Below are 19,566 nucleotides of genomic sequence, written 5' to 3' on the forward strand. Positions count from 1 at the left end.
CTCGACGATTCGCGTCCCCCGAAGCCGCGCGGGCTGACGCTCCGGGGACCGCAGGTCAGCGTCCTGCGCGCTCCTTGGGCTTCCGGACGAAGAGCGTCTCGGTCTGCTCGAGCTCCATGCCCTTCGTCTCGGGCACGCGCCAGGCGACGTAGACGAATGACAGGGCCGCGAACAGGGCGTACATGCCGTACGTCAGCGGGAGCGACCATCCCGACATCGCCGGGAACGACACCGTGATGAGGAAGTTCGCGATCCACTGGGCGCCGGCGGCGACGCCGAGGGCCTTGCCGCGGATGCGGCTCGGGAAGATCTCGCCGAGGAGCACCCAGACCAGCGGTCCCCACGATGCGCCGAAGCCGACGACGAACAGGTTCGCCGCGACGAGCGCGATCGGGCCCCAGGCGCCGGGGAGCGACACCTCGCCGTCGACGGTGACGGCGAACGCGAATGCGATCGCCATGGTCGCGAGCGACAGGGTCATGAGCACCGAGCCCGTGAGCAGGATCGGCTTGCGGCCGACGCGGTCGACGAGCCAGATCGCGATCAGGGTGACGACGACGTTCGTGACCGAGGTGATGACGCTGATGAGCAGCGAGTTGCTCTCGTCGAAGCCGACCGCCTTCCACAGCGTGGTCGAGTAGTAGAAGATCACGTTGATCCCGACGAACTGCTGGAACGTCGACAGGATGATGCCCACCCAGACGATGCCCTGCAGGCCGAGGACCGGTCCGCGCAGCGAGGCGCCCTTGCTCTTGCGGTCGTCCTCGATCGCGTTCCGGATCTCGTTGACCGACTTGTCGAGGTCCGCCTGCGGCACCAGCCGCGCGAAGATCTCGCGGGCCTCGTCGGTGCGGCCCTTCGCGAGCAGGTAGCGCGGTGACTCGGGCATCGTGAAGGCGAGGATGCCGTAGACCGCCGCCGGGACGATGCCCACCAGGAACATCCATCGCCACGCCTCGAGTCCCAGCCACAGCTGCTCCGAGGCGCCGCCCGCTGAGTTCGCGAGCATCGCGTCGGACAGGAGGGCGGCGAAGATGCCGAGCGTGATCGCGAGCTGCTGCAGCGACGCGAGGCTGCCGCGGATCTGGCGCGGTGCGATCTCGGCGATGTAGGCGGGTGCCACGACCGAGGCGATGCCGATCCCGATGCCACCGATGATGCGCCAGACGATGAGGTCGGGGACGCTGAAGGTGAGCCCGGACCCGATCGACGAGACCAGGAACATCACGGCGCCGAGCATCATCGTCTTCAGGCGGCCCCAGCGGTCCGAGAGACCGCCTGCGAGGACGGCACCCGCGGCACATCCGAGGAGCGCGACGGCGACGACGAAGCCGGTGAGGACGCTGTTCAGCTCGAAGTTCTGCTCGATCGAGTCGACGGCGCCGTTGATGACGGACGAGTCGAAGCCGAAGAGGAACCCGCCGACCGCCGCGGCGACCGAGAGGCCGATCGCTCGGCGCCCGTAGGGGCTCTTCATCGAGAACGCGTCGGCAGGAATGGTCCCGGTAGTGCTCATGAGCGGTCACGGTACTCCGGCACAGGCGCGCCGCGCCTGGTCTTGCGCGCGCGCCGAAAACCGATACGGACGAAGGATGCCCCTGCCGGCGGAGCCGTCGTCGACGGAGCTCTCGCCGACGCCCGGCGACCCCGAACCCGCGCGTCACGCCCGAGAGGAGCCGCAACCGTCGCGACTCGTGCGCCTGTGGCGTCGCCCCGGGGTCCGGCCGGCGCTGTGGATCGCCTCCGTCGTCATCGGTGCCGTCATCGGCGCGGGTGCGGCGTACGGCGCCGCGGTGATCACCCCCGTGCCGAGCTCTGCCGGCGTGCGGCAGACGACCACCTTGCGACCGAGCACCGGTGTCGTGGTGCCGGTGGGGTTCTTCGGGCGGACGGAGGGCGCTCCGGTCTTCGAGTACGAGGGGCTCACGCTCTTCGTCTCGAGGCTCGAGTTCGGCGAGGGCGAGCGGGTCGAGTGTCTCGACGTCCTGCCGACCGAGCTCGTCCCTTCGCCGCGGGAGTTCGACCCCGCCGCCGGCGTCGAGGGCCCGCTTTCGAGCGACTGTTCCACGGGCGTCTTCCCGGCCACGGTCGTCTTCCGACTCGACGACGACCAAGCGGCGCAGTACGAGGATCTCCCCGAGGGGCGCGCGGTCCAGTTCGTCCTGCGCGGCGATCGCGTCGGCGTCTTCCTGGATCGCGGCTGACCCGTTCGCCTGTTGCGATGTGCGGTGCCCCGCGGCGTGTTGCGACAGGGGGAGGGGATGCCCCTGGCCGGGGACCCCGCCTCGCGCCTCAGGCCGCGGTGAAGCCGAGCTTGTCGGCGCCGCGGGCGATCCACGGATGCCGCGAGAAGGCATCCCACACCAGTGTCGACCCGAGCGCCGCAGCGCCCAACAGCGCCGTCGCCCCCTTGTTGAGGCCGTACCGCGGCTCGGCGTACCAGGGTTCGTCGCCCTCGAGGTTCACGCCGTCGGTCGCACCCCACTCGTTCCACGCGCCGGGGTGCTCGTCGCGCAGCACGCGGAGCGCCGGCGCGACCGCCTCGGGCGCGAGCGGCAGCGCCCCGAAGAGCGACACCGGCGGGATCGTCCCGTCGCCTCGCGGCTCGTGCGCCGCCGGCCGGGCGCCGTTCACCACGTAGCCGCCGGGACCGAGCCCCGCGGCCGGCCCCCACAGCCCGGAGGCGAAGGTCCGCCACGTCCCGGCCTGGTCGGCGCACCACGCCTTCGACGCGAGCGATGCCTCGCGCGAGTTCGCCCACCAGTCCCGCCCGTCCCGGTCGCGCACCCGCTGGAACGGGTAGAACGCCAGCGGGAAGTGGTAGGTGAACAGCGTCCCGCCCGGCTCGTACACGCACTCGTGCCCGCCGTACGAACCGACCGGCTTGTCGAAGCCGTCCCAGAGCGCCTGCGCGTGCTCGGCGGTCACGTCCGGGTGCCCCGCCGCGAGCAGGTACATCGTCAGCTGCTCGGCCGTCATGCTCCACGCGCTCACGAAGCCCGCGTCGTCCGCACCCTCGGCGTAGTCGTCGCCGGCGGAGCCCACCCACGCCATGCGCAGTACGGTCCGCCCGTCGGGCCCGGTGGCCGACAGCCAGTTCCAGTCGATGCGCGCCAGCATCCGGTCCACTGCGGCCGACACGTCGGCGTCGTCGAAGAAGGATGCCGCGACCACCGCGCCGCACAGCGCGAGGGACGTGTCGATCGTCGAGTACTCCGACCGGCCTTGGCGCTCGCCGGTGGCGGCATCGACGAAGTGCGCGAGGAAGCCGTTCTTCTCCGGCACCGTCTGCTCGAGGGTTCGCATCGTGCCGCGCACGCGCTCGAGGACCTCCGCCCGATCGAGGATGCCCCGCTCGACGCCCACGCACCACGCGGCGAGCGCGAACCCGGTCGCCGCGACGGTGGCGACGTCCGGCAGGTCGTCGCGGTCGAGGACGAGGCCGCAGCCGGGCCCCGACGGCGTCGAGAACCGCCAGAGCCAGCGGATCGAGGCATCCACCTCCTGCTCGGTCAGCTCGCGGATGTCTGCGGGCAGGGTCTCCACGGCGGGGGGCGTCATGCGGCGGACCTCTTCTCGAAGGGGTTGGGGATGGCGTCCAGCAGCTGCCGGGTGTACTCGGCCTGCGGGTTCTCGATCACCTGCTCGGCCGGGCCGGACTCGATGAGCGCACCGTCCTTCAGCACGAGGGCGTGGTTCGCGAGGCTCTTGGCCGAGAGCAGATCGTGGGTGATGTACAGCATCCCGACGCCGTGGTCGGCCACGAGCGACTGCAGCACCTCGAGGATCTCGGCGCGGATCGACACGTCGAGGCTCGCGATCGGCTCGTCCGCGATCACGAGGCGCGGCTCGGCGGCGAGCGCGCGGGCGATGACGACGCGCTGGCGCTGACCGCCCGACAGCTCGTGCGGCAGGCGCCCGATGAACCGGCCCGCCGGGGTGAGCCCCACGGTCTCGAGCAGACTCGCCGACCGCTCGATCGCCTCGCGCCGCCCGACGTGCAGGAAGTTCACGAGCGGACGCGCCAGCGAGTAGCCGACCGTCAGCGTCGGGTTGAGCGCGGCGTACGGGTCCTGGAACACGTACTGCACGTTGCGGCGGTACTCCCGCGCGATCTTCCCGCGGAGCGACGCGATGTCGTGCATCTGCCCATCCGCCTTCGCGGCGTAGCGCACCGAGCCGGAGGTCGGCACGTCGATGCGGGTGAGGATGCGGGCGATCGTCGATTTGCCCGAACCGGACTGCCCGACCAGCGCGGTGACCTCGCCCTCGCGCAGGGTGAACGAGACGTCCTTCACCGCGTCCACGTGCTCGGTCTTGAGCCCTTGCCGCTTCGCGAACCGGCGGCCGAGGTCCTCGACCTCGAGCACCGTCCTGCCCTGGATCGGCGACTCCTGCGAGACCTCGTCGGGCTCCTCGAGCTCCGCCCCGGTGTATCCCGCGACATCCTCGCCGAGCAGTTCGGCGTACGACCCGACCAGGTGGATGGAGTACGGATGCTTCGGGCCCTGGCTCACGGCATCCGACGCCGTCATGTCCTCGACGATCTCGCCCTCGTACATGACCGCGACGCGGTCCGAGAAGTCGAGCAGCGTGCCCATGTCGTGCGTGATGAGCACCGCGCCGAAGCGCTCCCGCTCCTGCAGCTCGCGGATCTTGTCGAGGATCGACTTCTGGACGACGACGTCGAGGCCGGTGGTCGGCTCGTCGAAGAGCACCAGCTGCGGCTGCAGCGCGAGGGCGAGGGCGAGGTTGACGCGCTGGCGCATCCCGCCCGACAGCTCGTGCGGGTACATCCCGAGGAACCGTTCGTCGACGCTCACGAGGTCGAACAGCTCGCCGCAGCGCTCGCGGATCTGCTGATCGCTGAGGTCGGTGTGCTCGTGCATGACGTCCTCGAACATGCGCCGCACGCGGACGACGGGGTTCAGCGAGTTCATGCTCGACTGGAACACCGTCGAGACGTACGACCAGCGGTACGGGCGCAGATCGTCGCCCGAGAGGTCGGTGACGTCCTGGTCGCCCCAGCGGATCGTCCCGCCGGTGATGCGTCCGGGACTGCGCAGCAGCTTCAGCACTGCCTGCGCGAAGGTCGTCTTGCCCGAGCCGGACTCGCCCGCGAGCCCGACGAACTCACCCGGCGCGACCTGCAGCGAGGCGTTCTTGACGGCGTCGACGGTCGCGCCGACCTTGGGCCGGTACTGCACCGACAGGTTCTCGACCGAGAGTACGGATGCCGCAGTGTCCATCACTTCTCCTCCTCTTCGCGCAGGTGGGGGTTGCTCAGCATGTCGACGCCGAAGTTCACGAATGTCAGCGACGTCATGAGGAGCGCGAGCATGACACCGGGGGCCACGAGCCAGACCCACAGGCCCTGCACGAGGGCGCCGTTGGCGTTGGCCTGGGCGAGCATCTGCCCCCAGCTGACGGTGTTCGGGTCGCCGAAGCCCATGAACGACAAGCCGGCTTCGGCTGCGATGGCGGCGGTCGCCGCCCCGATGAAGCCCGAGACGATCAGGGACGACATGTTGGGCATGATCTCCCGGAACACGATGCGCAGCATCCCGTCGCCGCCGAACCGCGCCGCCGTCACGTAGTCGCGGTTGCGCATCGAGATGATGAGCGCGCGCATCTCCCGGGATGCCCCGGCCCAGCTCGTGATCGCGACGACGAACACCAGCAGGGCCAGGCCCCGGGTCTCGCTGTACGCGACGATGACCATCATCAGCGGTAGGACCGGAATGACGAGCGCCAGGTTGGTCGCGAACGACAGCACGTCGTCGAGCGCGCTGCCCTCGCGGTACCCGGCGAGGAGCCCCACCACGATCGCGATCACGATGGTGGCGAGTCCGCCGAGCACGCCGATCGCGAAGGAGAGTCTCGTGCCGTGGACGAGCTGCGTGCCGATGTCGTAGCCGAGGGTGTTGGTGCCCAGCCAGTGGGCCGCGCTCGGATCCTGCGACGGGGCGAACGACGCGTCGGTGGGGCTGTACGGCGTCAGGATGTCGGCCAGGATCGCCACGAGGGCGAAGACCGCGAGCATCACGAGGCCGACACGCGCCTTCCGGCTGGACCAGATGACCTGGTACCAGCGCGGCGGTCGCACGACCGCGACGACCTCTCGCGTCGAGGCATCCGCCTCGGTGATGCGGCGTCGGAACGTCCGCACCGGCTCGGTGCGATCGGGCAGCACGCCGCCCGCGGGCTGCGGCATCGCTGCCGGCTGCGGGAGGGGGGTCTCTTCAGGAGCCATGATTCGTCACCCGACTTTCAGACCGACGCCTTGCGGGCGCGGGGGTCGATGAGCGGATAGATGAGGTCGACGATGAAGTTCGCCGTGAGGACGATGACGATCGTCGCGAGCAGGATCGCCTGCATGAGCGGGAAGTCGCGGTTGCTCGTCGCCTCGCCCATCAGCCGGCCCATGCCGGGGTAGTCGAAGACGGTCTCGATGAGGATCGATCCGCCCATGAGGACGCCGAGCGAGAGCGCGAACCCGGTGATCACCGGCAGCAGGGCGTTGCGGGCGGCGTAGCCGAGCGCGAGCGTCCGCTCCTTGAGGCCGGCGGCCGAGGCCAGGCGGATGTAGTCCTCGCCGAGCACCTGGACCATCGTGTTGCGCATCGACAGGATGAACCCGATCGGCGCGGTGACCATCAGCGTGAGCGCCGGCAGGAAGCCGTGCGCGATGACGTCGGCAGCGTGCTCAGGCGTGCCCGGATCGGTGTAGCCGTAACCGCCCGTGGCCGGGAACCAGCCCAGCGAGTAGGCGAACAGGAACACCACGATGAGGGCGATCCACACCGACTGCAGGTTGCCGACGAAGGTCGAACCTACCGAGATGGTCGTGTCGAACCGGCTGTTGCGGCGCCACGCGGCGATCGCTCCGAGGAGCGTCCCGAGCAGGAACGACAGGATCTGCGTGATGCCGACGAGCACGAGCGTCCACGGGAGCGCCTTGCCGAGCACCTCGAGCACGGGTGCGGGGAAGTACGTGAACGAGATGCCGAGGTCGCCGGCGAACAGCTGCTGCAGGTACTGCCAGTACGCGACGAACACGTTGTCGTCGCCGTAGCCGAGCATCGTCCGGATCGCCGCGACCTGGGCCGGGTCGACCTCACCGCGACCGGTGAGCTGGGTCACCATGATCTCGGCGGGGTCGCCCGGCTGCAGGCGCGGGATGATGAAGTTCAGCGTGATCGCCGCCCACAGCGTGAGCAGGAAGTACCCGGTCTTGCGTGCGTAGTAGACCACGGCTCAGTCCTCCCCGGATGCCGCGGCGTCGCCGGCGGGGCGCAGCTCGGTCGCGAGCCGGATCACCTGATCGATCGGATACGGGTCCTCTTCGCTGGGCCACCCGACCGCGTTCTCGGTGCGGTAGATGAGACGGCTGGGTGCGTACTGCAGGGCGATGTAGGGGAACTCCGTCATGAAGACGTCGATGATCTCCTCTTCGATCTCCTGTGCACGGCCCTCGTCGGTGACGTTGGCCCACTCGTCGACGAGCGCGTCGACCTCGGGGCTCGAGTACCGCGCCCGGTTGAGCAGCAGGTCCTTGTCCTTCGAGATCTGCGACGACTGCAGGCGACCGCCGAGGTCTCGTGCCCGCTGGCATCCGCCGCCGACGAAGTCGACGACCATGTCGAAGTCGCCCGATCGCTGCATGCCGTCGACGGCGTTCGGATCGGTGGTGACCATCTTCACCTGCACCCCGACGTCTTTCGCGTTCCGGACGATCACGTCGGCCATCGCGATGATGTCCATCCAGCCGGCCTGCACGCTGAAGACGAACGACAGCGGCTTGCCCTCGTCGTCCACACGCCACCCGTCGGCGTTCTTCTCGTACCCGGCGGCGTCGAGCTTCTCGTTCGCCTGGTCGGGGTCGTAGGGGATGTACGCCTTGTCGCCGCTCCACTTCTCGGGGATGTCCTGCTCCTGGTAGGGCAGGAGCAGCATCGTCTGGCTGGCGGGCTCCATGATGCCGAAGCTCGCGCGCTCTGTGATCGCCTCGCGGTCGATCGCGTAGGCGAAGGCCTCGCGGAACTTGGGGTCGTTCAGCACCGGGCGCTCGTTGTTGATCGCGAGGACGGTGGTGGCGTCCGGCGGGTAGAAGAAGTGCGCGTTCTCGGGATCGGGCGCGACGACCGACCGGTTCGGATTCGGGATGTCGCCCCGGTACATGTCGAGCGCACCGCCGCGCAGCTTCAGCGCGCCGGAGTTCGCGTCGTACTGCCCCTCGAGCGAGATCTGCTGGATCTTCACGTCCTCGGCGGCCCAGTAGTTCGGATTGCGCTCCATCACGAGCCGGCGGCCGTTGTAGTCCTTCGGCACGAACGGTCCCGTCCCGACGCCGACCTCGTCGACGTAGAGGGTCGGGTCGCCCTGCTCGGCGTAGATGTGCTCGGGCAGGATCCGCATCGTCGAGAGGATCGCGTCGGTCTTCGGCACGGCGGCGCCGGCGAACTGGATCTCGACCGTGTGGTCGTCGAGCGCCGTCACGGTCTCTGCCGCGGCCCCGAAGAACTCGCCCCACAGGCCCGCGCGGTCTGCCGCGGGGAACTCCTTGCCGACCATGAAGGAGTAGACGACGTCATCGGCGGTGAACGCCTCGCCGTCGCTCCACTCGACACCCTGCCGCAGGTCGATGACCATGCGATCCGGCGTCGTCCACTCGTACGACGTGGCCAGCCACGGGATCGCCTCGCAGGTGAACCGGTCCCGGATCATGAGCGGCTCGAACAGCCACGTCTGCACGGTGGCGTTGGGCGAGAGCCAGTTGTAGTTCAGGATGCCCTGCACCGAGCCGGCGGCCTCGGACGGCATCCGGATCTCGGCGATCATGCCCTCTTCTGCGGGCGGCGCCGGCTCGAGCCCGATGTTCGCGCAGGCGGACGTCGCCAGCAGTGCGGACACCAGCGCGGCGCTCGCCGCGATTCTCGTGCGTGGTCTCATCGGAACCTCCTCGTTCCATTTCGGGTGCGGGCGCGCAGCGCCCCGTCGTCAGTCCTGCGGGTCTCCGGTCGCCGAGCCGGTCGACGTGCTGCAGCCGCACGACTCGCGGACGACCAAGCGGGTCGGCAGCAGCGTGCGGTCGTCGAGGTCGTCGCCGAGGGCTCCCGCAGCGGCGCGTGCGCCCAGCTCGGTGACGGGTTGGTGCACGGTGGTCAGGCGGGGCGAGGCGATCTCAGCCAGCGACTGGTCGTCGAATCCGGTGATGGCGACATCGCCGGGGATGCGGTGGCCGAGGCCCGGCAGCGTCGCGAGCAGCCCGATGGCGAGCTCGTCATTCGCGCACACGAGGGCCTCGGGCAGGCCGTTCTCGTCGACCTGGCGGGCCGCGAGCGCACCGCTGCGGACATCCAGTCCGTATCGCAGCGGCTCGTCCGCCTCGACGAGGCCCGCTCCGGCGAGCGCGTCCCGGAAGCCGTCGTATCGAAGGCTCGTGTCGGGCGAGCCGGTCGGCTCGCCGACGAACTGCAGTCTCGTGTGCCCGTGCACCTCGATGAGGTGACGGGTGAGTTCGGATGCCGCGGCCCGTCCGTCGGTGAGGACCGCCGGCGCCTCGGCGCTCTCTCCCGCGACGACGACGACTCGACCCATCTGCGCAAGCCGGGCGATCTCCTCGTCGGGCACCGTGCCGCCGGCGACAATCAGGCCGTCGGTGCGGGCTGCGAGCTGGCGGACGGATGCGACGGCATCGGGGCGGAGGTGCGTTCCCAGCACATTGATCGCGACGCCGCGCTCGACGGCGATGGACTCGGCGCCTTCGATGAGTGCGGCGAAGTAGGGGCCGCCGAGGCCGGGGAGGACGATGCCCAGGGTGTTGGTGCGCTGGTACGACAGCGCGCGACCGAGGGAGGACGGCGTGTACCCGAGGCGGTCGATCGCCTCGCGCACGCGCTCCTTCGTCTCGCCCGTCACCCGCGGATCGTCGTGGGTGACCCGCGACACGGTGGCGACCGAGACGCCGACCTCGCGCGCGATGTCGCGGATGGTGGGTCGTGCGCCGCCGTGGGCGCGACCGCGGGGCCGGGTGCTGTGACCGTCGGACGCCGTCATGATCGCTCGCCACCTCCTCGTGATGCGGGCTCCGGCCCACATGTAACCGGATACATCGCAGGACTGTAGCGGAAGGTAACCGGTTACATCAAGACCTTGTCCGCAGCGGTGATCACGAGGACAGTCGGCGGAGGGCGTCTCCGAGCCACCGGTCGTACGCCGGCCACGGGTCACCGAACCGGTCCCGCACCTCGTCCACGTGCGCCGCCAGCGGTCCGGTCAGCGTGAACCACTCCCCGCCCTCGCGGAGCTCCGCGAACTCGCGGTGGCGGCGCTGCTCGACGGTCCGGTCGCCGGGCTCGAAGGCCAGCACCTCGTCGTGCATGATCGCGGTCAGTCGCCGACGGGGCGTCGCGGACGTGCCGATCTTCACGCGGTCCCGGTATCGCAGGTAGTACACGACGTCGACGCGGGGGAGCGGCAGATCGGCGTCCGGTGCGTCGCCGAGCCGCCAGCCGCAGCGCGCGCAGTGCCAGACGTCGTCCTGGCGCGTGCCCGTGTCCCCGCCGCAGACGCGGCACGGCGTGGGGAGCGGCTCGGGCACGATGCCATCCTCCCGCCGGCCCCCGACATCCGTCCCGTCGGCAGAATGAGAGGGTGTCCACGCTGATCGTGATCGCCCACCCCGACCCGTCCTCGCTGACCCACCACGTCGCCGCACGACTCGCCGCCGCACTCCCCCCGGGCGACGCCGAGATCGCCGATCTCACCGCCGAGGGGTTCGACCCCCGGTTCGCCATGGGCGATCGGCATTCCTACCGCGTCGCGGGCGAGTACCCCGAGGATGTGGCATCCGAGATCGCCCGCCTCGAGCGAGCGGAGCATCTCGTGCTCGTCTTCCCCGTGTTCTGGTGGTCGATGCCCGGCATCCTGAAGGGCTGGATCGACCGCGTGTTCGTGAACGGCTGGGCTTTCGGCGTGGGTGAGGGCGGCGGCATCCGTCCCGGTCTGCAGTGGCTGACGACGCATCTCGTGCCCATCGCCGGATCCGACGAGGCGCTGTACGAGCGCCGCGGCTACGACCGCTCGTTCTCGACCCAGATCGAGACCGGCATCGTGGACTACTGCGGCAGTCCGCGGGGTCTGACCGAGTTCCTGTACGACGCGGATGCCGGTGGCGCGGCGGCGGACGTGGACGCCGCCGTCGACCGCCTCGTCGCAGCGATCACGGGCTGAGGTCGCGCGCAAGGCCCCGGATCGGAGCCGACGGGGGGACGACTCGACGACCCGGGGCCCGGATGCGTCGCCATGACCTGGGGAGACGGATCCCGCGCGGACAACCCGGGGGCCTGGGATGCCGGCGACGATACGCCGCTCACGGGCGAGGCGACACCCCTTGTGCGGAACCCGGCTGGAGTGGGGTCGCCCCCAGGCCCCAGCCGGGTCCTGAATGCTGTAGCGAAAGCCCGCACGCGGGTACGCCTGGAATCCCCCAAAGACCAGACGGGTTGCGGGCTACCCAGCTCCCCATCTGTTGGTCTACAGCACTTGGAGAATACGCCGATGGTCTCTCATTTTGTCCCCCTTTCGGGGGACATCGCGGCTGTGGTACCAATGACGCCCACTTTTTCCGCAGGCGTTGGATGTAACCGGATACATGGGGTACGGTCTCGGAGGTAACCGGTTACATCACCCCGCAGCGCGATGCCGCGCGGCGACCGACCGGGCCCGGCAACGACGCAGGAGGATCGCCATGACCGTCTCGACGCTCGCCGACCGCCTCGACCGTGCCGTGCTGTACCAGGTCTATCCGCAGAGCTTCGCGGATGCCGACGGTGACGGCATCGGCGATCTCGACGGTCTCGCGGGTCGGCTCGACCACCTGTCGTGGCTCGGCGTCGACGCGGTGTGGATCAACCCGTGCTTCGTCTCACCGATGCGCGACGCGGGCTACGACGTCGCCGACTTCGACCACGTCGATCCGCGGTACGGCGGCGACGCGGCCCTCGATCGCCTGGTCGCGGAGGCGGATCGCCGCGGCATCGCCGTGCTCCTCGACCTCGTGGCCGGGCACACGTCCGACGAGCACCCCTGGTTCCGCACCGCGGTCTCCGACCCCGACGACGGCCGCTACGTGTTCTCCGAGCGGGCTGCGGAGGGGTTCGAGCCGGTCCCCGGCTCGCGCGGCGGCTTCTACAAGCCGAACTTCTTCGCCTTCCAGCCCGCGCTGAACTTCGGCTACGCCAGGACCCACCCGGACGAGCCGTGGCGGCAGCCGGTCGACGCCGAGGGGCCGCGGCGCAACCGCGACGCGCTCGTCGACATCATCCGCCGCTGGTACGACCGCGGCGTGCAGGGGTTCCGGGTCGACATGGCGGCCTCGCTCGTCAAGGACGACCCCGGCCACGTCGAGACCGCGAAGCTCTGGAACGACATCCGCTCGCGCCTCGACGCGACGCATCCCGGCCGCATCCTCATCTCCGAGTGGGGCGATCCCGCGCGGGCGATCCCGGCGGGCTTCCACAGCGACTTCTTCCTGCAGTTCGGCGGCGACAGCGACGGCTGGCCGCTGAAGTCGCTGTTCAACGACAACGCCGGCACCGTCCACGAGGCGTGGAACCAGACCGAGGTCTGGGCCGGAGCGGACGGCACCGGCGACGCGGCGGACTTCGTCGCCGCCTGGCGGGAGGCCTCGGGCGCCATCGCCCGCGACGGCCGGGGCGGCGTCGTCGGGCTGCCGACGGCGAACCACGACTTCACGCGTCTGGTCAGCGGTCCCCGCGATGCCGCGCAGGCCCGTGCGGCGCTGCTGCTCGTGCTCACCTGGCCGGCGATGCCGTCGATCTACTACGGCGACGAGATCGGGATGCGGTACGTCCCCGGGCTCGGCCCGCTGGAGGGGTCCTCGCTCGGTCCCCGCTACGAGCGAGCCGGGTCGCGGACGCCGATGCAGTGGGGAGCGGTGGGCGACGGCATCCACCCCTCGCAGTACCTGCCCGAGGACCCCGATCCCGAGCGGCCGACCGTCGCCGATCAACGGGGCGACCCCGGCTCGCTCCTGACCTTCGTCCGCGACGCGATCGCGCTCCGGCGCAGCGACCCGCGGCTGTCCGCGTCGGCGGACGTCGAGGTCCGCACCACGGCGTATCCCTTCACCTACGTGCGGGGCGGGTCGCTCCTCGTGGCGCTGAACCCCTCGCGCACGCCGCGGACGGTCCCGGATGCCGCCGGCCGCCTCGTCCACGGATACGCCGCGCGACTCGACGGCGACACCCTCCACCTCGACGCGTTCGGCTGCGCCGTCGTCGAGCTCGACCAGACCACGGCCGCGGCACCCGCGGCATCCGATGAAAGGAACCCCGCATGACGACGCACACCGGACCGACGACCCCCGCGCCCGAGGGATTCCTCTGGGGCGCCGCGACGGCCGCGCACCAGATCGAGGGCGGCAACGTCAACACCGCGCACTGGGAGTTCGAGCACGCCGCCGACACCACCGTCGAGCAGCCCTCGGGCGACGCGTGCGACTCGTACCACCGCTACCCCGAGGACATCCGCCTGCTCGCCGAGGCGGGCCTCGGCACCTACCGCTTCTCGATCGAGTGGGCGCGCATCGAGCCCGAGAAGGGCGTGATCTCGCGGGCGCAGCTCGACCACTACCGCCGCATGATCGACACCTGCCGGGATGCCGGCATCGCCCCGTTCGTGACGCTGCACCACTTCACGGTGCCGCGCTGGCAGGGCCGCGACGGCGGCTGGTACGCCGACGACGTCGTCGACCGGTTCCGCCGCTACACCGAGACCGCGACCAGCATCCTCGACGACGTCGAGCACGTGGTCACGATCAACGAGCCCAACATGATGGTCAACCAGACCGAGGCGAAGATCGACACCGAGCAGGGCGTCAACTTCCCGGGGCCCTCGCCGCACGTCGCGCAGGTGATCGCCGAGGCCCACCACGCGTCGCGGGAGGTGCTGTCGGGCCTCGGACACGTGAAGAGCGGGTGGTCCGTCGCGAACCAGGTGTATCAGGCGGTGCCCGGGTACGAGAAGGAGCGCGACGAGTGGGGCTACTGGCGCGAGGACTACTACCTCGAGCAGGCGCGCGACGACGACTTCATCGGCGTGCAGTCCTACCTGCGCACGATCATCGGCCCCGACGGCCCGGTGCCCTTCCCCGACGACGTCGAGCGCACGCTCACGGGCTGGGAGTACTACCCCGAGGCCCTGGGGCACGCGCTGCGCCACACCCACGAGGTGACCGGCGGCATCCCCATGATCGTCACCGAGAACGGGATGGCGACGGCCGACGACACCCGGCGCATCGACTACACGACCGGCGCCCTCCAGGGTGTGTCGGCGGCGCTCCGCGACGGCCTCGACGTGCGCGGCTACCTGCACTGGTCGCTGCTCGACAACTACGAGTGGGGCTCGTACCGGCCGACGTTCGGGCTCATCCACGTCGACCACGAGACCTTCGCGCGGACGCCCAAGCCGAGCCTCGCCTGGCTCGGCGACCTCGCGCAGCGCGGGGTGATCCCGACCGCCTGACCCGGTGCGCGCGGCTGCCCGCGACGGCGCTTCGCGGTGCTGATCTAGTCGCTTCGCGGTGCTGATCCAGTCGCTTCGCGAGGAGATGTCGCGTCCAGCGGTCGGATTCCGCGCCATTCCTCCTCGGGAAGCGTCATCTCCTCGCGAAGCGCTGCGCCGCTGAGTCGGCGGGACGCGCGCAGGCGCGGATCCCGAAGGACCCGCGCCTGGAGCGAGGAGGATGCCGCGTTGCGGCATCCGGTCAGTCGTCGAGTTCGGTCGTGATGACGGTGCCCGACGCGTCGAGGGTGACCTCGACGATCTGGCGGTCGCCGGTGAGGATCGAGACGTCGAACGGCGAGCGGTTGTCGTCGTCGGCGTCGATGTCGATGATCCGACCCGGCTGCTCGGCCAGCGCGGCGTCGACCATGGTCGCCAGGGTGCGCGCGTCGAGGACGTTCTGCGGCGCCCGGTCGTCGCCGTCCGCCGCCTCGGTCTCGCGGACGACCGCCTGACCGTCCGAGCCCACGAGGACCTCGGTCTCGGAGCCGTCGGCGCCGCGCAGGGTCACGTCCCAGCTGCCGTCGCGGTTCGCGTCGATCGCCGTGACCTCGCCGTCGGCGACGCCCTTCGCCGCCTGGCCGATGGTGTCCAGCTCGTCGGCCGTCGCCGCGCCGAAGTCGCCGGCGGCCGCGGTCGGGGCGTCCGACGGGCCGTCGTCGTCCTGCGCGTCGTCATCGGCATCGACCCCGCCGCCGGTGCCCTGATCGGCGGTGCCCTGGCCGGCGGTGCCCTGGCCGTTCGCGCCCTGGTCGGTCCCGCCCTGATCGGCGTCCGTCTGCTGACCGGTGACGACACCGCCGAGGCGGTCGTCGTCGTCCTCGTCGGCGACCGTGGCGCCGATGGCAGCGCCGCCGCCGACGAGCAGGATCGCGCCGAGCGCGGCTCCGCCGGCGATGAGGGCGGTCTTGCCGCGGCGCTTCGCGGGCTTCTGGGTGGGCGCCTCGGCGACGGGCGCGTACTGCTGGGTGGGTGCCGTCGCGTTCGCGTCGGCGGCGGGCGTGTGGTCGGGGGTGCTGGTGTTCTCGCTCATGCCCTCAGGATGCCGAGGGGGCACTGAAGCCTTCCTGAAGCAGCCTGAAGCCGTCTTCAGGAAGCGGTGATGACATGATCGACGGATGCCCGAGAACCCTCCCGTCGCTGCCGCCTTCCCGCTCGACCGAGACGCCGCCGAACGCATGTGGGCCGCCTACGCCGAGGCCCACCCCGAGGCTGCGGCAGCGGGATCCGAGTACACGATCGAGCACTTCGGCGACAGTCCGCGCCTCGCCGATCAGCTGCTCGAGGTCGTGCTGACGGGGGCGAAGCGGGCGACCTCCGAGCTCGTCGCCGAGTACCTCCTCGACGGCGGCGCCGTGCCGCGGATCGGCTCGCACTGGATCGCCTGCGACGGCGCCGGCGCGCCCCGCGTGATCATCCGGAGCATCGAGCTCCGCATCGGCTCGTTCGCGAGCGTCGACGCCGCCTTCGCCGCCGACGAGGGGGAGGACGACCTGTCACTCGGGAGCTGGCAGCGCGAACACCGCCGGTACTTCACCCGTGTCAGCGCGGCCCGCGGTGCGACCTGGACGGAGGACGACGAGATCGTCTTCGAGCGCTTCCGCGTGGTCTGGCCGCCCGAGCACGCTGACTGAGTCTCAATCGGATGCGGCCGGCAGCCGCACCTCGAAGCGGGCGCCCCCGAGCGGGGAGTCCGTGACGGCGACCGTACCGCCCGACGCGCGCACCACGCCCGCGACGATCGCGAGGCCGAGGCCGCTGCCCCCGGCATCCCGAGCCCGCCCCTCGTCGAGGCGCACGAAGCGCTCGAACACGCGCTCCCGCTCGGCCTCGGGGACGCCTGTGCCGTCGTCGTCGACGGTGAGCACCGCCTGCGCTCCGTCGACCCGGACGCCGAACGCGACCCTGGATGCCGCGTGCCGCGCCGCGTTGTCGGCGAGGTTGCGGACGACGCGGCCGAGCAGCCGCTCGTCTCCCGCCACCTGCGCCGCGCCGACCTTGGTCGCGTCGACCGCCACGCCGGCCGCCCGCAGTCGTGACGCCTCGGCGAGGGCGAGGTCGTCGAGGTCGACGGTGCCGCGGCGTTGCAATGCCGTCTCGTCGAGGCGGGTCAGGACGAGCAGGCTGTCGACGAGGTCCTGCATGCGCAGGCCCTCGTCGCTCACCACGTCGGCCAGGTCGTCGAGGGTCGTCGCATCGGGGTGGGCGCGCGCGAGCTCGGCGTGCTGGCGCATGGTCGCGAGCGGCGAACGCAGCTCGTGGGAGGCGTCCGAGACGAACCGCCGCTGCGCGGTAGCCGAGGCGTCGAGGCGCTCGAGCATCCGATTCATCGTCGTCGCGAGCGCCGCGATCTCGTCACCCGATGCCGGCTCGGCGACGCGCCGGTCGAGCCGGTCCGCGGTGATGTCGTCGACCTCCCGCCGGATGCGTTCGACCGGACGCAGCGCCCGCCCGACGACCCACCAGGTCACGCCCGCGACGACCACGAAGACGAGGAGACTGGATGCCGCCAGCAGCCACCCCGTGGTCGCGAGCGTCGCGTCATCGTCCTCCACGGGGACGGCGAGGACGATGACGCCCTCCCGCGACGGTCCGTCGTCGTCATCGTCGTCGTCTTGCCCGCGACCGTCGTCGTCGAGGTCCTGCGTGACGACGAGCACGCGCTCGCCGTCGTACGACACGATCTCGCCGCCGCGGTCGGAGGGGAGCGGCCCGGCATCCGCGTCGTCCGACGCCGCCGCCACGCGCCCGGAGGCGTCGACGACCTGCGCGATGTCGTCGTCCAGGTCGCCGACGGCGTCGGCGCCGAACTCGTCGACGCGGAGGGCGATCTCCTGGGCGCGGGTCTCGGCGGCTCGCATCGTGGCGTCGCGCACCTCGGCACTCAGCACGGCGGCGAAGGCGATCGACATGAGCACCATGACGACGCCGACGATGAGGGCGGCCGCCGCCGTGATGCGCGCGCGGAGCGACTGCGGCATCCGACCCTTCCGCGGCTCAGCCACCGTTCGCCGCCAGCCGGTACCCGGCGCCGCGCACCGTCTCGATCGCGCTGCGACCGAACGGCCGGTCGAGCTTGCGCCGCAAGTGCCCGACGTACACCTCGACGATGTTCGGATCGCCCTCGAAGTCGTCGTCCCAGACGCCCTCGATCAGGTCGCGCTTCGAGATGACCTGTCCCTTGTGGCGGATGAGGTGCAGCAGCACCGCGAATTCCCGCGAGGTGAGCTCGACGGGCGTGTCGCCGCGGTGCACGCGCCGCGACGCGGGGTCGACCCGCAGGTCGCCGGCGTCGAGGGCCACGGGACGCTCGACGCCGCCGCGCCGGATCAGGGCGCGCAGCCGCGCGACGAGGACGGGATAGGAGAAGGGCTTCGTGACGTAGTCGTCGGCACCGGCGTCGAGGGCGTCGACCTGGTCCCATTCGCCGTCCTTCGCCGTCAGCATCAGCACCGGTGTCCAGTTCTCCTCGGCGCGCAGCGCCTCGCACACCTTCCACCCGCTCATGCCCGGCATCATCAGGTCGAGCACGATCGCGTCGTACCGGTTCTCGCGCGCACGCCACAGCCCGTCGACGCCGTTGTGCGCGACGTCGACGGCGAACCCCTCGGCCTCGAGTCCGCGCCGCACGCCGTCGGCGAGGCGCACTTCGTCGTCGACCACCAGAACACGCATGCGCCCAGTGTGACGTGCGCGTCCTGAAGCGGCGCTGAAGCGCGGCATCCGTTGTCCTTCCCGCACGGCGAATCGCGGCATCCGTTGTCGACCTCATGCAGAACCCGTCATACGGCGGGGTCTAGCGTGGGAGGGTGACCCCCTCGTTCGAGGCTCCGGCCGAAGCATCCGACGTCGTCCGCGTCCTCGCCGCCGACGGTTCGTACGCCCCCTCGCCGATCGCGGAGCGGTATCTGCCCGTGATCGACGCCCTCACCGACGCAGAGCTCGAGACGTTCTACCGCGACATGGTCGTGGTGCGCGCCTTCGACCGGCAGGCGACCAACCTGCAGCGCCAGGGGCAGCTCGCCCTGTGGCCGCCGTCCTTCGGGCAGGAGGCCGCGCAGGTCGGCTCGGTGCGCGCGGCCCGCGCGCACGACCACGTCTTCCCGTCGTACCGCGAGCACGTCGTCGTCACGACGCGCGGCGTCGACCCGATCGACATCATCCGCCTCATGCGCGGCCTCACCCACGGCGGCTGGAACCCGGCCGCGCACCAGAACACGCACATCTACACGCTCGTCCTCGGGGCACAGACGCTGCACGCGACGGGCCTCGGCATGGGCCTCGTCTTCGACGGCCGCACCGGCACCGGCGACCCCGAGAAGGACGAGGCGGTCATCGTCTACTACGGCGACGGCGCATCGAGCCAGGGCGACGTCCACGAGGCGATGGTCTTCACGGCCAGTTACCAGACGCCGCAGGTGTTCTTCCTGCAGAACAACCACTGGGCGATCTCGGTCCCCGTCTCGACGCAGTCCCGCGTGCCGCTCGTCCGGCGCGGCGAGGGCTACGGCATCCCATCGGTGCGGGTCGACGGCAACGACGTCCTCGCCAGCTACGCCGTCAGCAAGCTCGCCCTCGACGAGGCGCGCGCCGGCGGCGGCCCCCGCGCGATCGAGGCGCTCACGTACCGGATGGGCGCGCACACGACGAGCGACGACCCGACGAAGTACCGCACGAGCGACGAGGAGCAGTCGTGGGCGGAGCGCGACCCGATCGCGCGCATGCGGGCGTTCCTGCAGGCGCGGGGCGCGTCGGCATCCTTCTTCGACGAGGTGGATGCCACGGCCGCCGCCTACGCCGACGACGTGCGCGTGCGCACCAACGCGCTCGGCGACATCCCGACGGGCATCATGTTCGACCACGTCTACGGGGACGTCCACCCGCTCGTGCAGGAGCAGCAGCGCTGGCTCGCCGAGTACGAGGCATCCTTCGAGGAGGGGAACGCGTGAGCGACATCCAGACCCTGCCGTTCGCGAA

17 protein-coding genes are annotated in these 19,566 nt (G+C 70.9%); 6 read left to right on the top strand and 11 right to left on the bottom strand.

The window, feature by feature from the left end:
• Positions 1-55 precede the first annotated feature (55 nt).
• Positions 56-1,516 carry a sugar porter family MFS transporter gene (locus KZX17_RS04620; protein WP_248170475.1) on the bottom strand — a complete coding sequence of 487 codons (1,461 nt, stop codon included), beginning with the start codon at positions 1,514-1,516 and terminating at the stop codon, positions 56-58.
• 76 nt (positions 1,517-1,592) lie between these two features.
• Between KZX17_RS04620 and KZX17_RS04625 the strand changes: the two genes are divergently transcribed.
• The gene (locus KZX17_RS04625; protein WP_248170474.1) at positions 1,593-2,204 is read left to right on the top strand and encodes a hypothetical protein; all 612 of its coding nucleotides are present in this window, start codon (positions 1,593-1,595) and stop codon (positions 2,202-2,204) included.
• Between the two features lie 88 nt (positions 2,205-2,292).
• Here the strand turns inward: KZX17_RS04625 and KZX17_RS04630 are convergent, their stop codons facing one another.
• The 7 genes from KZX17_RS04630 to KZX17_RS15165 form a co-directional block, all read right to left on the bottom strand.
• Positions 2,293-3,561, bottom strand: a complete 1,269-nt coding sequence (locus tag KZX17_RS04630; protein ID WP_248170472.1) for a glucoamylase family protein — start codon at positions 3,559-3,561, stop codon at positions 2,293-2,295.
• The gene (locus KZX17_RS04635; RefSeq protein ID WP_248170471.1) at positions 3,558-5,249 is read right to left on the bottom strand and encodes an ABC transporter ATP-binding protein; all 1,692 of its coding nucleotides are present in this window, start codon (positions 5,247-5,249) and stop codon (positions 3,558-3,560) included. The genes KZX17_RS04630 and KZX17_RS04635 overlap by 4 nt, the downstream gene beginning before the upstream one ends.
• Positions 5,249-6,253: an ABC transporter permease gene (locus tag KZX17_RS04640; RefSeq protein WP_248170470.1), complete on the bottom strand. Its 1,005-nt coding sequence runs from the start codon at positions 6,251-6,253 to the stop codon at positions 5,249-5,251. Before KZX17_RS04640 ends, KZX17_RS04635 begins: the two co-directional genes overlap by 1 nt.
• A 17-nt stretch (positions 6,254-6,270) precedes the next feature.
• On the bottom strand, positions 6,271-7,254 hold the full coding sequence (locus tag KZX17_RS04645; protein WP_248170469.1) for an ABC transporter permease: 984 nt from the start codon (positions 7,252-7,254) through the stop codon (positions 6,271-6,273).
• Between the two features lie 3 nt (positions 7,255-7,257).
• Positions 7,258-8,952, bottom strand: a complete 1,695-nt coding sequence (locus tag KZX17_RS04650; RefSeq protein WP_248170468.1) for an ABC transporter substrate-binding protein — start codon at positions 8,950-8,952, stop codon at positions 7,258-7,260.
• Between the two features lie 48 nt (positions 8,953-9,000).
• Positions 9,001-10,059 carry a LacI family DNA-binding transcriptional regulator gene (locus KZX17_RS04655; RefSeq protein ID WP_248170466.1) on the bottom strand — a complete coding sequence of 353 codons (1,059 nt, stop codon included), beginning with the start codon at positions 10,057-10,059 and terminating at the stop codon, positions 9,001-9,003.
• A gap of 112 nt (positions 10,060-10,171) precedes the next feature.
• Complete coding sequence (locus KZX17_RS15165; protein WP_248170464.1) at positions 10,172-10,603, bottom strand: GIY-YIG nuclease family protein; 432 nt, start codon at positions 10,601-10,603, stop codon at positions 10,172-10,174.
• A 53-nt stretch (positions 10,604-10,656) separates the two neighbouring features.
• Here KZX17_RS15165 and KZX17_RS04665 point away from each other — a divergent pair, with 53 nt between their 5' ends.
• The 3 genes from KZX17_RS04665 (at position 10,657) to KZX17_RS04675 (ending at position 14,550) form a co-directional block, all read left to right on the top strand.
• Complete coding sequence (locus KZX17_RS04665) at positions 10,657-11,235, top strand: NAD(P)H-dependent oxidoreductase (RefSeq protein ID WP_248170463.1); 579 nt, start codon at positions 10,657-10,659, stop codon at positions 11,233-11,235.
• A 517-nt stretch (positions 11,236-11,752) separates the two neighbouring features.
• Complete coding sequence (locus KZX17_RS04670; RefSeq protein WP_248170461.1) at positions 11,753-13,366, top strand: alpha-amylase family glycosyl hydrolase; 1,614 nt, start codon at positions 11,753-11,755, stop codon at positions 13,364-13,366.
• Positions 13,363-14,550 (top strand): glycoside hydrolase family 1 protein, encoded by a 1,188-nt coding sequence (locus KZX17_RS04675; protein WP_248170459.1) that lies wholly within the window; start codon positions 13,363-13,365, stop codon positions 14,548-14,550. Before KZX17_RS04670 ends, KZX17_RS04675 begins: the two co-directional genes overlap by 4 nt.
• Before the next feature lie 241 nt (positions 14,551-14,791).
• On the opposite strand, the gene KZX17_RS04680 is transcribed toward KZX17_RS04675, so the two are convergent.
• On the bottom strand, positions 14,792-15,622 hold the full coding sequence (locus KZX17_RS04680; RefSeq protein WP_248170457.1) for a hypothetical protein: 831 nt from the start codon (positions 15,620-15,622) through the stop codon (positions 14,792-14,794).
• An 85-nt stretch (positions 15,623-15,707) separates the two neighbouring features.
• Between KZX17_RS04680 and KZX17_RS04685 the strand changes: the two genes are divergently transcribed.
• Complete coding sequence (locus tag KZX17_RS04685; RefSeq protein WP_248170455.1) at positions 15,708-16,223, top strand: ASCH domain-containing protein; 516 nt, start codon at positions 15,708-15,710, stop codon at positions 16,221-16,223.
• 3 nt (positions 16,224-16,226) lie between these two features.
• On the opposite strand, the gene KZX17_RS04690 is transcribed toward KZX17_RS04685, so the two are convergent.
• Both KZX17_RS04690 and KZX17_RS04695 read right to left on the bottom strand, forming a co-directional pair.
• The gene (locus tag KZX17_RS04690) at positions 16,227-17,594 is read right to left on the bottom strand and encodes a HAMP domain-containing sensor histidine kinase (protein WP_248170453.1); all 1,368 of its coding nucleotides are present in this window, start codon (positions 17,592-17,594) and stop codon (positions 16,227-16,229) included.
• A complete protein-coding gene (locus tag KZX17_RS04695) occupies positions 17,587-18,264 on the bottom strand; it encodes a response regulator transcription factor (RefSeq protein ID WP_248170451.1) in 678 nt (225 codons plus the stop codon). The genes KZX17_RS04690 and KZX17_RS04695 overlap by 8 nt, the downstream gene beginning before the upstream one ends.
• 134 nt (positions 18,265-18,398) lie before the next feature.
• On the opposite strand from KZX17_RS04695, the gene KZX17_RS04700 reads away from it, so the two are divergent.
• A complete protein-coding gene (locus KZX17_RS04700) occupies positions 18,399-19,538 on the top strand; it encodes a thiamine pyrophosphate-dependent enzyme (RefSeq protein WP_248170449.1) in 1,140 nt (379 codons plus the stop codon).
• Positions 19,539-19,566: the final 28 nt, after the last annotated feature.

This window comes from Microbacterium sp. EYE_78 (genome assembly GCF_023149035.1).
Taxonomy (GTDB): Bacteria; Actinomycetota; Actinomycetes; order Actinomycetales; family Microbacteriaceae; genus Microbacterium.